Below are 14,372 nucleotides of genomic sequence, written 5' to 3'. Positions count from 1 at the left end.
GCGCGATCACGGGGTGTCGAATCCTGCCGCGGCGAAGACGGACTGGGCTTTCTCCGAGGTCACGAAGTCGACGAACGCGGCAGCCGCCACCGCGTTCGGCGCGTGCGCCAGCGGCGCGACCGGGTAGTCGTTGATCGCCTTGACCGATTCCGGGAAGTCGATACCCTCGACCTTGTCTCCCGCCGCTTCGACGTCGGTGCGGTAGACCAGCGCGGCGTCGACCTCACCGAGCGTGACCTTGGTCAGGGCCGCTTTCACGTCCTGTTCGCGGGTATCGGGTTGCGGTGTGATGCCCGCGGTCTCGAACACCGTCTCGGTCGCGGCGCCACAGGGCACCTGCTTCGCGCACAAGGCGAGCTTCGGCTCGGTCTTGCCGAAATCGGCCAGCCCGGTGATGCGCCCGGGATTGCCTTTCGGCACCGCGATCTCGAGCCGGTTGCGCACGAAAGTGACCGGCGTGGCGGTGACCGAACCTTTGTCGCGGACCTGCTGCATGTTCTTCGGCGCGGCCGAGGCGAACACGTCGGCGGGTGCGCCTTGGTTGATCTGTTCGGCCAAGGCGGAACTCGCGCCGAAGCTGTAGACCACCTCGACGCCCGGGTGCGCGGCTTCGAACTGCTTACCGAGTTCGGTGAACGTCTCGGTCAACGAGGCCGCGGCGAACACGATCAGCGTGCCCGAGACATGGTCGGCGCCGGTATGTTCGGTCGCGTCGCCGGAACCACAGCCCGCCGTAACGACAGCCAGCACGGTCGCGGTGGCCACACCCCATTCGCGAATCTTCCTCATCCCCGTCAGCTTTCCGGTATCTCCACGACGACGTGCGTGGATTTCACCGACGCGACAGCGATGCTGCCGACTTCCAGACCGAGCTCGTCGACCGATTCCCGGCTCAGCAGCGACACCAGCCGGAACGGTCCGGCCTGCATCTCCACCTGCGCCATCACGGTGTCCTTGACCACTCGGGTCACGATTCCGCGCATCCGGTTGCGGGCCGACGCCGCGACCGTCACACCGGGTGCGGGCGCATCGGCATTGGCCCGCAGGAACTGGGCGAGTTCGCGGCCACTGACACCTTTGCGGCCACTGTCGAGCTGAATCGCGTCCAGACGGCCCTGATCGATCCATCGACGCACCGTGTCGTCGCTGACCCCGAGCAACGCGGCCACTTCACTGATCCGTAGATTCGACACCAGCCGCATTCTATTGCCGCATCTACGGTAATGAAAACCTCCATCGGAACCGCGATCGCAGAACGATCCGGCGTGCGCTGCCGCCGGGATGCGCTCACCGTTGGTCGGCCACGGCTGTCCATAGCGCCTGTCGACAGCTATACCGTCGTGGTACGCCGCCGCTAACGCAGTCGTAGCGCACGGCCGAGGAAGAAGGGCCCCGAGCGACATGTCGACATCGAAGAAGGCGATTCCGCAAACGCGCACGCAGGAACTGGCGGCAGCCTGTCGTGCGGAGATTCCGGCGCTGACCGACCGGCTGATCTCGGAGATCTTCACCGACAATCCCGAGTGGACCGATTACTCGACGGTTGCCCGCGCCGACCTCGTCGATGGCTGCCGCCGATACGTGACCCGCATCCTCGATCTGCTGGGCGCTCCGACCACCGCGTTCGACGACGAGGTCGCCGCGTCCATCGGCCGCCGCCGTGCCGAACAGGGTGTGCCGCTGGAGGCCATGCTGCGCACTTTCCGGCTCGGCGGCCGGATCGTGTGGGAGGTCTTGCTCGACAAAGCGGACGAACTCGTTCCCGGCGAGATTCGTGCGGCGGGCACCGCGTTGTGGGCCGTGATCGACGCGCTGTCCTCGTCGCTGGTCACCTCCTACCGGAATACCGAACTCGAGCAGCTGCGCAGCGACGAGCGCCGCAGGCACGCGCTGATCGAAGACCTGCTCGCGGGCCGCGCCCACGACACCACCTTCGCCGCGCGCGCCGCGCGTGAGCTGAACCTTCCGGCCGGCAGCGCCTTTCTCGTCGTGGTCGCCCGCGGTGCGGGCGAGGCGGTGCACACCGGCACAGAGACAGCGTTGGCCGCGGTCGGTATCCGATCGGTGTGGCACGATCGCGTCGACTCGACGGTCGGGCTGATAGCGACCGAGCGCCACGACGTCGCCGCGGTCCTGCGCCGGATCGAACCACATATCCGCGGTCGAGCCGGCGCCTCGCCCGCCGTCGGCGGCCTGGCGCAGGTCGGCACCGCGCACGGCTGGGCACTCCTGACCTTGCAGACCTTGCCCCGTGACGCGACCGGGCTCGTGCCGCTGCATCAGCGCTTCCAGCACGCGCTGCTCGTGCGCTCGACCGACCTGACCGACATGCTGGTCACCCACACTCTCGGTCCGGTGCTGGCATTGCCCGCGACCGAATGCGCGACACTGCTGGACACCCTGGCGGCCTGGTTGGCGCACGACTGCTCCGCGGCCCACGCCGCGGCACGGCTGCACTGCCACCGCAACACCGTCATCAACCGGCTCCACCGCATCTCGACCTTGCTCGGCCACCCGATCGAAGGCCAGCGCAACTACGTCGAACTGTCATTGGCACTGGCCGCGCTAGACCTCGCTCGCACCTCGGACGAAACTTGACCCCGGTCGTCTGATTGGGCGCAGCGCCCAATCGGCTCACCGCACTACTGGGCTTCGTGGCAATTGTCTGTGCATCCTGCAACGGCAACACTCGATAGCGATGATCCACCCCACAACCGATGGTGGATCGAATCATCGAGGACGAGGAGCACCACGAGTGCCGGATTTCGATCTCCTGGTGGTCGGCGGCGGCCCCGGCGGGTACGTCGCCGCCATCCGCGCGGCCCAACGCGGCCTGCGGGTCGGCTTGGTCGAGAAGGAGCGCCCGGGCGGGGTCTGTCTCAACTGGGGTTGCATTCCGACCAAAGCGATGCTGCGATCCGCTGAGATCTTCCAAACCATCACCACTGCCGCGGATTTCGGTGTCCACGCCGACAATGTGCGCTACGACTTCGCCGCGGTTCGCCACCGCAAAGACGGCATCGTCGAGCAACTCACCGACGGTGTGGCGAGCCTGCTCGCCGCCAACGATGTCACGGTGATCGAGGGTCACGCCCGCTTCACCGGCCCCACCGGTGTCGAGGTGTTCGAGGCGGCCCCATCGCCGATCTTCCCCGGCGGCCCCCGCTACGCCGCCGCGCCGACGGCCACGGCCACGCGGGCGATCAGCGCGACCGACGTGATCATCGCGACCGGATCGGTGCCCGCCCGGCTGGCGATCCCGGGCTCGGATCTGCCGGGGGTCATCACCTCCGACGGAGCGTTCGGGCTGACCGACGTGCCCGAACGCCTCGTCGTCATCGGCGGTAGCGCGGTCGGCGCGGAATGGGCCAGCTTGTTCGCGAGCTTCGGCAGCCAGGTGACCATCGTCGAAGTGCAGGACACACTCGTCCCGCTGGAGGACGCCGACCTGGGTGCCGCCCTGGCACGGTCGTTCACCAAGCGCGGCATCACCGTGCTCACCGGCTCCACGGTCGAGGCCATCGCGCACACCGACGCATTGCGGGTGAGCGTGACCGGCGAGCACGCGCGGGAACTCGTCGCGGACGTGGTACTCGTCGGCGTCGGACGCCGTCCCAACACCGCCGATCTCGGACTGGACGTCGTGGGAATCGACACCGACGCTCGTGGTTTCATCCCCGTCGACGAGCAGCTGCGCACCGGCGTCGAGCACGTCTACGCCATCGGAGACGTCACCGGGCGCGCCCTGCTCGCGCACGTCGCGTCGCATCAGGGGCTCACCGCCGCGGACGTGATCGCCGGTCACCCGGCGCGCATCGACTACACCGCGATCCCGGCCGCCACCTTCACCCACCCGGAGATCGCGAGCGTCGGGCTCACCGAGTCGAAGGCCCGCGCCGCCGGGCACGACGTCGTCACCGCGCGTTTTCCCTTCGCTGCGCTGGGCCGGGCCCAGACCTTCGGCGAGACCGAGGGATTCGTGAAGATTGTTGCCGGACAGCGTCATCGCGAAGTGGTCGGGGTGCACATCATCGGCCCGTCGGCCAGTGACCTGATCGCCGAAGGCGCGTTGGCCATTTCGCTGGAGGCGACTCTCGACGAGCTCGCCGACACCATCCACGCCCACCCCACTCTCGGCGAGATCGGCATGGAGGCGGCCCTGGCCGGTCTCGGACTGCCCGTGCACATCGCGCCCCGGAAGCGTTGAGGAGCCCCGCCGTGACCACCAGCACCACACCCCGGCGACCGAGTCGCAAGACGACTCGGTCGGCGACCACCCGCGCATCCGCGCCGATCGCCGAAGATCGCGGTAGCGACGACGCTTCCGCCCGAACCCGCATCGATTCCTCGGCGAACCCGGTCGATGCGCGCATCACCGCGGAGGACCCCGACAGTCTGCGCGGGCTGTTTCGCGACATGCTGTTCGTGCGCCGGTTCGAGGAGCGCACCGCACAGAGTTACCAGCAGGCACAGATCGGCGGTTACTGCCACCTCAACCTGGGCGAAGAGGCCACCGTGGTCGGGCTCGGCGCGGCCATGCGCCCGACCGACTATCTGTTCACCAACTACCGTGAGCACGGTTACGCGCTGGCCAAAGGTATCGAGCCGGGCCGGGTCATGGCCGAGCTCTACGGCCGCTCGACCGGCACTTCCAAGGGCTGGGGTGGTTCCATGCACATGTACGACACCGCGACCCGCCTGCTGGGCGGGTACGCCATCGTCGGCGGCCAGGTGCCGTTGGCCGTCGGCGCGGCGCTGGCCATCGACTACCGCGGCGAAGACGACGTGGTGGTGTGCCAGATGGGTGAGGGCACCACGAATATCGGCGCGTTCCACGAGTCGCTGAACATCGCGGCTCTGTGGCGCCTACCGGTGGTGTTCCTGGTGATCAACAATCAGACCGGGATGGGCACCACGGTCGAACGCTCCTCCGCCGAACCGGATCTGTGGAAGCGCGCGGCCGCCTACCGCATGCGCGGTGAGCGTGTCGACGGCACCGATGTGCTGGCCGTGCGCGAGGTGGCCGGTGAGTTGATCGAAACCGCCCGCAGCGAGCGCCGGCCCGCGCTGCTGGAAGCGGTCAGCTACCGACTGAAGGGCCATTCGGTCGTCGATCCGGCGAAATATCGCACCGAGGAGGCCGTTTCGGTGGCCCGGAGCAACGATCCCATCGTCCGGTGGCGCGACGCGCTGCTCGCCGCGGGTGTGTTGAGCGATCAGGCTGTGGCCGCGCTGGAAGCCGAGGTGAGCGCCGAGGTCGCCGCGGCGGTCGAATTCGCCGCGAGCAGTCCGCACCCGCAACCGTCGAGCTTGTTCGACTACAACTACGCGACGCCCGTGGCGGGCGACTCACGCCGCCTGCCCGCCGATCCGCTCTTCACCAGTTAAGGACATCACCGTGGCTGTCATGACCTATCGTGAAGCGCTGCGTGAAACCCTCCGCGAGGAGATGCGGCGCGACGACGATATCTTCCTCATCGGGGAGGAAATCGGCATCTTCGAAGGCTCTTACAAGATCACCGCGGGCCTGCTGGCCGAATTCGGCGAGAAGCGGGTGCGCGACACTCCTATCGCCGAAGAGGGTTTCGTCGGTGCCGCCATCGGCGCCGCGATGCTCGGCCTGCGCCCCGTCGTGGAGATCATGACGATCAACTTCTCGCTGCTGGCGCTGGACCAGATCGTCAACCACGCCGCCAAGATCTACGGCATGTTCGGAGGGCAGACCAGCGTGCCCATGGTCATCCGCACCCCCGGCGGCGGCGGGCAGCAGCTGGGCGCGACACATTCGCAGAACATCGAGCTGTATTACGCGTTCGTACCGGGTCTGAAAGTGGTCGCGCCGAGCACTCCGGCCGACGCGCGAGCGCTGCTCAAGGCCGCCATCGAAGACGACGATCCGGTGCTGTTCTTGGAAAACCTGTCGCTCTACAACACCAAAGGGGAAGTGCCGGACGATCTCCCGGCCGCCCCCATCGGTAAGGCCGCGGTCACGAGGACCGGCCGCGACATCACACTGATCGGCTACTCCCGCATGGCCACGGTCTGTACCGAGGTCGCCGAGCGACTCGCCGCCGACGGATTCTCCGCCGAGGTCGTCGACCTGCGCAGCCTTCGCCCACTGGATCGTGCCACCCTGGTCGAGTCCGTCCGCAAGACCGGCTGCGCCGTGATCGGTGAGGACGACTGGCTCACCTACGGAATCGGCGCGGAGGTCGCCGCCTCCATCTCCGACGGCGCCTTCGACTATCTGGACGCCCCGGTTCGCCGGGTGGCCATGGCCGAGGTACCGCTGCCCTATGCCAAGCCGCTCGAACGGCTCGCCCTGCCGTCGGCCGATTCGCTCTACACCGCCGCGGTGGAAACCCTCGCGGCAGTCGGTAAGCGACGCTGAGACCCGAGGAAGCATCCATGCCCGAAATCACCATGCCTCGCCTCTCCGACACCATGGAGGAAGGCGTCATCGTCTCCTGGCTCAAACGGGTGGGCGATCCGGTCGAACGAGGCGAAGTCCTCGCGGAGATCGAAACCGACAAGGCCCTCATGGAACTCGAGGCCTACGACGACGGCGTTCTCGAGCAGATCCTCGCCGCGGAGGGTGCGCGGGTGCCGATCGGCACCCCGATCGGTCTCATCGGCGACGGCAGCGCAACCGTCGCGACCGGCAGCCCGCCCACCGCGCCCATCGAGCAAGCGCCCGCACCGCTTCCCGAGAACGGCGCCGAGCCCGGCGGCCGCGCAGTTCCGGCTCTCACCGCCACCGGACCCGCCGCTGAGGATCCCCGCCGATCGTCGGAGCGAACGAAGGCTTCGCCGCTGGCACGCAAGATCGCCGCCGAACTCGGTGTCGACATCTCCAGCGTGGTGGGTACCGGCCCGGGCGGACGCATCGTGCGGCAGGATGTCGAATCCGCCCATCGCGCAGCCGAACTCGACCCGCCCACGGAAGTGGTCCTCGCTTCCTCGACCGGATCCTCCTCTCCCGCTCCGGGCGACTACGAGGAGATCTCGCTGACGAGCATTCAACGGGTCTCGGCCACGCGGCTCACCGAGAGCAAACAGCAGGCCCCGCACATCTATCTGACCACCGCGATCGATGTCACCGAGCTGTTCGCCTTCCGCGCGCAGGTCAACGCCACGCTGGCACAGACCGGCACGGGGAAGGTCAGCGTGAACGATCTGCTGGTCAAGGCCGTGGCCGTGACGCTGCGGACCAACCCTTCGGTCAACGTCTCCTTCGCGGGCGACAAGCTGTTGCGGCACCGCGGGGTTCACCTCGGCATCGCCGTCGCGACCCCCGCGGGCCTGCTCGTGCCGGTGCTGCGCGACGCCGATCGCAAGAGCGTGTCCGAAATCGCCGCGGAGAGCAGCGACAAAGCCGAACGCGCCCGCGAGCGCAAGCTGCGCACCGACGAGATGAGCGGGGGCACCTTCACCATCTCCAACCTGGGGATGTTCGGCATCGAGCACTTCACCGCCGTGATCAACCCACCGGAGGCCGCCATCCTGGCCGTCGGCGCGGCCACCGACGAACTGCGGCTGGACGACGATCGGGTGGTGACCAGGAAAATCCTGCGGGTCACCCTGTCCGCCGACCACCGCGCCATCGACGGAGCCGTGGCCGCGCGGTTCCTGCAACAGCTGAAAGCGCTGCTCGAACATCCCCTCCGGATAGTGACCTGATGGCAGGGCCGGGCGCATTCCCCACGAGCGCGGCACCGAATTACCTTCAGCCCCCCGGCGGCCAGGTGTGTCCGCGCCCCTAGCTGGTCGGACCGCCCTGCGACCGGTGTTCCGGCCGACGATGCCACCCTGGCGTGACGTTCGCCGGGTGAAGCAAGGTCGTGAATGCCGGTGTCACCGTGTCGAATTGCGGAAGTGACAGCTCGTAGTGGGTGAACAGCTGTTGTACGGCCGAGACCATCTGGAGTATGCCCAGTTGTGATCCCGGGCAGATGCGGGTGCCGGAGCCGAACGGGAGATACGAGTGGCGAGGGTGCGGGGTGGCATTCAGCCAGCGGCCGGGATCGAATCGCTCGGGCTCGGCCCACGCGCCGGGATCGCGGTGCAACAGGTAGGGGCACATGACCACCTCCCAGCCCGCCTTGACCCGGTAGCCGCCGATCTCCGTGTCCTGCACCGCGGTACGCGACAGAATCCACTGCGGCGGATGCAGGCGCAGCGTCTCACGGATCACGGCCATGGTGTACGGGATGTCGGTCGCCACCGATCCGGTGACCATCGGGTCGCCGTCGAGTTCGTCGAGTACCCGGGTCCGCAGGCCGGCATCGGCGGCCAGCCGCAGCAGCAGCCAGGACAACGCGACACCGGGCACTCCGTGCGATGCGAACAAAGCCATGCGCAGCGTTCCGAGGAGCCCATCGTCCGCGACTCCGCCGCACGCCGCGAGAAGCACGTCGAGGGCATCGCGCGCAGGTGCCGAACGGCGCTCGGCGGCTCGCTGGCGGATGACCTCCCCCAGCAGTTCGACGAGCCGCTGGTTCGCCGAATCCGCTCGAGCCGCGTGTGGTCTGGGCCACCAGCGGACGCGGGCTTCCGCTCGGTCCAGGGTTTCCAACGAACGAGCGAACAGCTGGTCGGCTGCGGCGCGGATTTCGGTGACCAGTGCCGCGGTGCCGCGGTCGCCGCCCAAGTAGAAATCGACGATTCCACGGCCGCACAGGTCACGACAGACATCCACCAATCCGGCGTCGCGGTCGAGATCCGCACCGCCCATCCATTCCCGATACCGGCGGACGTGCGCGTCGACCAGTTCGGAGTCGAATCCGTGCCACAGGTCCCGGCGAATCAGTTTCCAGGTGGACAGTCTGGACAGGCGTTCGCGTCGGCTGCGTGCGCCGGCGAGGCGTCCGGAGTCGACGACGTAGTTCACGTTCGTCTCGCTGAGCACGCGGTGTGTGGCGTCCGGGTCGAAGAGCACCACGATCCCGGGCGCGAGTTGCACGACATCGCCGTAGGCCACTCGTGCGCCGACCATCCACCCGATCGGATCGTGTTGATACGCTGCGAGATCACCGACGAGCGGACGGCCGGGCGGCCGGGGAATTCTCCGCCTCGCCCGACCGTGCGCACTCAGCTCGGGAACGGCGGCCATTGATCACAGGTCGCGTAGAGATAGGCATGAGTGACTCGAGACCGTTTGACGCGCAGAACGAGCATGCTTACATATCGCCGCATACTTCCACCCCCTAAATTCGCTGCCGGACGATGTTCCGGCAGCACCGATCATCGATCGCCTCCACCGTGCGGGCAATGCCGACCGACCTTCCATTCGCGGACAGTGCAGGTCGACAGCGAAAAGATCCGTCCGGTCCGGACGTCTCGCAGGAGCCAGTAGGTCCCGATCACGTGGTTCGACCGCACCGAGCGTGTGGCCCGGCATGGCCGGCACCCCGGCAGGCCGAATCCCGGCCGAAACCGGCGGTTTCGGCCGGTCGGCGACCGATCGGCAGGCGCGGATCACCCAGCGGCAGCGGGTCGGCCGGCTTCCAGCCATTCCGTCAGGCGCGGCCACGCAAGCACCAGATCGTGACTCAAGCACACATGGTCGGCGGCAATGGTCACCAGCCGCGACTCGATGAGTCTCTCCAGTACGGCCGCTCGGTCGGCGGACCCACTCATGAGGCAGGACAACTCGGGGTAGGACACTCTGCGACGGGCTTCGTCGGCGTCCCGGCGCACCGAGACAAGGCTGAGGATCAATCGCTTGGCGTGGGACCGTTGCCTCGCTGAGAGCTCGGCCCAGACCGATTCCGCCGCTTCGTGCAGCACCCCTTCGACACCCCCGACCCGTCGATAGCCGGCAACGGTGAGGCGCGTGGCTTCTCGTTCTTGCCAGATGGCATGCATCGTCGCCGACAAGATCGAGAGGGTGCTCGCTTCCACTCTGCGGCGACGCCGATGGATACCGCCGACAATGGCTGTGAGCAGCAGTTCCTCGACACCGGGCTCCACCTTGATCCCGTGCCGCCGTGGCGGTTCGGTGATCACCGTGCGTAGCTCGTCCAGATCCATCGCGGCGAGCAGGTAGCTGCGCCGGGCGAGTGTGTCGGCGAGCACCGGGAACCTGCGACAGCCTACGACGCCATCCGCGCGCAGTGAGATCAGCACGACGGCGACCTCGGTCAGCGAGAGTAGAAGCCGCACAACGGAGGCCTGTGTCTCGTCATCGCGACAGGGCGCTGTGAACCACTCGAACCCGTCGATGATGACCAGCTGACGATCCCCGGCGGAGCGGCCGCGACGCGCCGATTCCGCGATCGCGGCCTCGAGCGAGCCGACGGCGTCGTCGCCCAATCGAGTCGTTCGCACCTCCCATCGCGATGTCGTCGACGACCTCAAGGCAGGGGCCAGGCCGGCTTCCAGCAGCGAGGTCTTGCCGGTACCGGTGGCACCGACCAAGGCGAGAAGTCTCTGGTGTCCGCGAGCATCCGCGGCCGCATCGACCAGCGCGGTCACCTCTCGGATCGCGCGATCCCTCCCGGTGAAGAATGCGGTATCCGCACCCGTGTAGTGCGCGGCGCCCCGGAACGGGGATCCCGCCGCTGCCGCCGCGCGGCGCATCGTTGCCGGCTTGGCATGCTCCCAGAGCGTCTTCCAGAGCCTCAGGCTGACCAGGTCGGACCGGATCTCGGCTCGGCGCCGACGGACACGGTCGATGAGGACGAGCAATACCGGAAGCAATGTCTCGAAACGGGCGGGTACGTTCCGTCCAGCCTTCCAATCGCTGATCCGTTGAGCCGACACCGGTCCCGCGTGCTGGGCGTTCACCGACTGCGCTCGTTGCTGCGCTGATGCCGCCAGTGCCCGCAATGACGGGCTCCCCGCCGCGGCATACAGCGCGACGAATTGGCGCTCGAACTTCGCACGTGGTGACGCACCACCCGCGATCAGGACTTCCTGGCTCGCCGCGGCGACAACCATCCCAACCCCCCCGGTCAGTTTCGGACGAGCGCCGCCACACTGCGGCATTCGTCCTTGTTCTCCTACAGTACTCAGTAGGACGTTCCGGATGCGTGGTCGGTTCCATCCGGATGCGAGATGGTGGAACCGGCACAACGCTGCGGCGAACGAGCCTGAGCCGACCGGGAGTGCCCGGCCTGCCACTGTCGTGCAGTGGCAGGCCCGGTCTTCAGCCCACCGCCCGGTGCACCAGGTCGCTGATCCGCGCCTCGTCGGCGGCGGTCAGCTTCGTGAGTGCGAAAGCGGTCGGCCACACGGTGCCGTCGTCGAGGGCGGCGATGTCGTTGAAACCGAATGTCGCGTACCGCGACTTGAACTTCTCCGCGCTCTGGAAGAAGCACAGAACCTTGCCGTCCTTGGCATAGGCGGGCATGCCGTACCACAGTTTCGGCGACAGCTCCGGAGCGCTGGTCTTGACGATGGCGTGCAATCGTTCGGCGATGGCACGATCGGATTCCCGCATTCCGGCGATCTTCGCGAGCACGTCTTGCTCCCCGTCCGCCTTGGCCGCTCGCGAACCCCGGCGCGCCGCCGTCTTCAATTCTTGGGCGTGCTCTTTCATCGCGGCTCGTTCCTCGTCGGTGAATCCGACGGAAGCCTTGGTCTTCGTGGTGGTACGGGTAGCGGACTTCTGCGCGTTCATGAGCTGGTTTCCTTCGTGGCGATGTCGGATGAGGGGATGGTGTTTTGGGGATTCGGCGCTCAGTGGTCCTGGATCAACCCGAGGACGTTGCCATCGGTGTCGGTGACGGTGGCGACCAGGCGGCCGCCGCCGACGTCGTGCGCATGCTCGGTCACGGTGGCTCCCGCGGCGGTCACCTCCGCCAGCTTCACCTCGATGTCCGGCACGTGCCAGTAGGCCACCGGTGCGGTCATGCCCTGCGGGCCCCCATTCGGCACCAGCCCGATGTGCTGGCCTTCGGCCTCGAAGCCGACGTAGTAGGACGTGTCGGTCTGCGGCGCCACACCGAGCAGAGCGGCGTACAACGCCTTGGCCGCCGCCAGGTCCGACACCGGATGCAGCACGGTCTTGATTCCCTGGGTGGGAGAGCTGGTCATGATCACTCCTGAATTCGTCGGTCGCGTTGTTCCTGGTGGCCGCCTGTCGAGGCGAACCGAACGTGCTCAAAGCATCTCCTCCGGCGCGGCCCGCGCACATCCGTGGCGACCACGGAACCGACCACTGATCGCGGCACGGATCGTCCAACGCGGGTGCTGCGGTGCTCATCGGAGGTCCCGCTTCGCGGGCCGGGCGAGCAGGCCGGAATCAGCTCCCCACCACCGGAAACAAACCGCAGAGTATGAGTGCGCGGCGAATACGGCAGAATCGGTGCCATGGCGGCGACGGTGGAGATCTCGGCTCGGGAAGCCGAGGTGCTGGCGCTGGTGGGGGAACATTTCAGCAACGCCGAGATCGGGGCGCGGCTGTTCATCTCCGTGCGGACCGTGGAGAGCCATGTCTCCTCGCTCCTGCGCAAACTGGAGGTACCGGATCGGCGGGCCCTCGCTCAGCGTGCGTCCCTTCCGGCTCGCGCGGACCGGTCGCACCCGGCGCCGCTACTGCCGACACCACTGACCTCGTTCATCGGCCGCGCCCGAGAGCGGGCCGAGCTGACCCAGATGCTCGGGAAACATCGGCAGGTGACCGCGGTCGGCCCTGGCGGAGTGGGCAAGACCCGGCTCGCGTTGACCGTGGCCGCGCAGATCGCCTCCGAGTACCCCGACGGGGTGTGGTTCGTCGACCTTGTCCCGATCGCCGGCGCGGATTCCTGCGTGGTCGCAGGCACGGTCGCCCTCGCCCTCGGCCTCGGCGAGCAGCCCGGCCGTGCCATGGACGAGACGGTGTCGGCCGCGCTGGCCGACCGTCATGCCTTGCTGGTGCTGGACAACTGCGAACACGTGCGCGACGGGGTGGCGCCGTTCATCGAACGGTTGCTCGCGACATGCCCCGGTGTGACGGTGCTGGCGACCAGCCGCGCTCGGCTGATGGTGCCGTTCGAGCGGGTGTACGCCGTCGCGCCGATGTCGCTGACCGGCGAGGGCGCATCGGATGCGGTCGAATTGTTCATGGACCGCGCGGCGGCCGGTGGCTGGCCGCCGAATCATGCGCTCCGCGACGAGGTCGCCGCGTTCTGTGCGCGGCTGGACGGGGTGGCGCTGGCGATCGAACTGGCCGCGGCCCGCTGGACCACGCTCGGGCTCGACGGCCTCGAAGCCGGATTGTCCGACCAGCTGCGGATGCTGGCCGGCGGCTCGCGTGCCGAGGACCGGCACCGCTCGGTGCGGGCAGCGCTGGACTGGAGTCACGCCCTGCTCGAGCCGGACGATCGAATGCTGCTGCGCCGGGTGTCGGTGTTCGTGAAGTCGTTCACCGTCGCGGCCGCCACGGAAGTGGCCGGGTCCGACAAAAGTGTTGTCGCCGACGGCCTGGCCCGGCTCGCCGAGCAGAGCCTGCTGGTGGTGACGGCCTCCCCCAGCGGTACCGCATACCGGGCGCTGGAAACCATTCGTCAATACGGGATGGAGCGGCTCACCGAGGCAGGTGAACTGGAGGACATCCGGACCCGGCACCTGAGCTGGTGCCTGGCCGGGGCCGGCGAGCTGGCGGTGGTGGGAGCGGACTGGCGGCCACGATTCGACGCGGTGGCCGACGACTTCCGCGCCGCGATGGCGTGGGCGGGCGAGCGGCCGGAGCGGCGCGCGGAGGCATCCCGTTTCGCCCAGCACCTGGCGCGACTGTGCTTCACCCGGAATCTGATCGGCGAGTCCCAGATGCGCTACGAGCAGGCTGCCGCGCTCGCCGACGACCCGGCCACCGTCGCCTCGATGCTGCGGGACGCCGCTTCCGCCGCGGGATGCCAGATGCGGGGCGACGACATGCACCGGCTGCACCGTGCGGCCGCGGAGGCCGCCCTCCGGTCCGGTGACTCCGCCGGCGCCGCCCGCGACCTGGCGACCGCCGCCGCCGACGCGTACCGGTTCGCGAGCAAGTTCGTCCGGCCGCTGCCACCGGAGGAGGCGGTCGCACTCATCACCGAAGCGCGCGAGCTCGCCGGGGACGACCCTGCTGCCGAGGCCGCCGTGGCGCTGGCCGACACCGGCCGGACGCTCACCGATGCCCTCACCGCCCAGCACTCACCCGACGACGCCGTGTCGCACACCATCGCCCGTGCCGAACATGCGGTCGAACTCGCGCACCGCACGGGCGACCCGCTGGCCGAGGCCGCCGCACTCGACACTCTCGCCGGCGCGCACAGCTTGGCCGGCGACACTTTCGCCGCCGCGGCCATCGCGCGGCGGCGGATGGCGCTGCTCGAGTCTGCCACCAGTACTCCGGCAAGCACCCACGAGCTGATCGACGCGCTCGGCGAGGCGGCCCAGGCCGAAGTCGG

The 14,372-nt window shown here is 68.3% G+C and carries 12 protein-coding genes; 6 read left to right on the top strand and 6 right to left on the bottom strand.

Annotated features, from left to right (window positions below; translation table 11 throughout):
* Positions 1–6 precede the first annotated feature (6 nt).
* Together modA and ACFU5M_RS12205 are read right to left on the bottom strand one after the other, a co-directional pair.
* Positions 7–789, bottom strand: coding sequence for a molybdate ABC transporter substrate-binding protein (modA, locus tag ACFU5M_RS12210; protein WP_379048071.1), 783 nt, complete (start codon positions 787–789; stop codon positions 7–9).
* A gap of 5 nt (positions 790–794) precedes the next feature.
* Complete coding sequence (locus ACFU5M_RS12205; RefSeq protein ID WP_379048068.1) at positions 795–1,193, bottom strand: molybdopterin-binding protein; 399 nt, start codon at positions 1,191–1,193, stop codon at positions 795–797.
* A 208-nt stretch (positions 1,194–1,401) separates the two neighbouring features.
* Between ACFU5M_RS12205 and ACFU5M_RS12200 the strand changes: the two genes are divergently transcribed.
* The 5 genes from ACFU5M_RS12200 (at position 1,402) to ACFU5M_RS12180 (ending at position 7,680) form a co-directional block, all read left to right on the top strand.
* Positions 1,402–2,598, top strand: coding sequence for a PucR family transcriptional regulator (locus tag ACFU5M_RS12200; RefSeq protein WP_379048065.1), 1,197 nt, complete (start codon positions 1,402–1,404; stop codon positions 2,596–2,598).
* 157 nt (positions 2,599–2,755) lie between these two features.
* Complete coding sequence (gene lpdA / locus ACFU5M_RS12195; RefSeq protein WP_379048062.1) at positions 2,756–4,207, top strand: dihydrolipoyl dehydrogenase; 1,452 nt, start codon at positions 2,756–2,758, stop codon at positions 4,205–4,207.
* Between the two features lie 11 nt (positions 4,208–4,218).
* Entirely contained in the window at positions 4,219–5,388 is a 1,170-nt protein-coding gene (pdhA, locus tag ACFU5M_RS12190; protein ID WP_379048059.1) for a pyruvate dehydrogenase (acetyl-transferring) E1 component subunit alpha, read from the top strand.
* Between the two features lie 19 nt (positions 5,389–5,407).
* On the top strand, positions 5,408–6,391 hold the full coding sequence (locus ACFU5M_RS12185; RefSeq protein WP_379048056.1) for an alpha-ketoacid dehydrogenase subunit beta: 984 nt from the start codon (positions 5,408–5,410) through the stop codon (positions 6,389–6,391).
* 17 nt (positions 6,392–6,408) lie between these two features.
* Positions 6,409–7,680: a dihydrolipoamide acetyltransferase family protein gene (locus ACFU5M_RS12180; RefSeq protein WP_379048053.1), complete on the top strand. Its 1,272-nt coding sequence runs from the start codon at positions 6,409–6,411 to the stop codon at positions 7,678–7,680.
* Positions 7,681–7,759: 79 nt separating this feature from the next.
* On the opposite strand, the gene ACFU5M_RS12175 is transcribed toward ACFU5M_RS12180, so the two are convergent.
* The 4 genes from ACFU5M_RS12175 to ACFU5M_RS12160 form a co-directional block, all read right to left on the bottom strand.
* Positions 7,760–9,112 (bottom strand): cytochrome P450, encoded by a 1,353-nt coding sequence (locus ACFU5M_RS12175; protein ID WP_379048050.1) that lies wholly within the window; start codon positions 9,110–9,112, stop codon positions 7,760–7,762.
* Between the two features lie 365 nt (positions 9,113–9,477).
* Entirely contained in the window at positions 9,478–10,941 is a 1,464-nt protein-coding gene (locus ACFU5M_RS12170) for a hypothetical protein (RefSeq protein ID WP_379048047.1), read from the bottom strand.
* Between the two features lie 208 nt (positions 10,942–11,149).
* Positions 11,150–11,623: an iron chaperone gene (locus ACFU5M_RS12165; protein WP_379048044.1), complete on the bottom strand. Its 474-nt coding sequence runs from the start codon at positions 11,621–11,623 to the stop codon at positions 11,150–11,152.
* Between the two features lie 59 nt (positions 11,624–11,682).
* Positions 11,683–12,039, bottom strand: coding sequence for a VOC family protein (locus ACFU5M_RS12160; RefSeq protein WP_379048041.1), 357 nt, complete (start codon positions 12,037–12,039; stop codon positions 11,683–11,685).
* Positions 12,040–12,315: 276 nt separating this feature from the next.
* Here ACFU5M_RS12160 and ACFU5M_RS12155 point away from each other — a divergent pair.
* The coding region (locus tag ACFU5M_RS12155) for an ATP-binding protein (protein WP_379048038.1) at positions 12,316–14,372 on the top strand (2,057 nt) is incomplete at its 3' end.

Source organism: Nocardia sp. NPDC057455, from assembly GCF_042802775.1.
GTDB lineage: Bacteria > Actinomycetota > Actinomycetes > Mycobacteriales > Mycobacteriaceae > Nocardia.
Note: the sequence above shows the minus strand (reverse complement) of the source record. Positions and strands in the feature narration are given on the sequence as shown.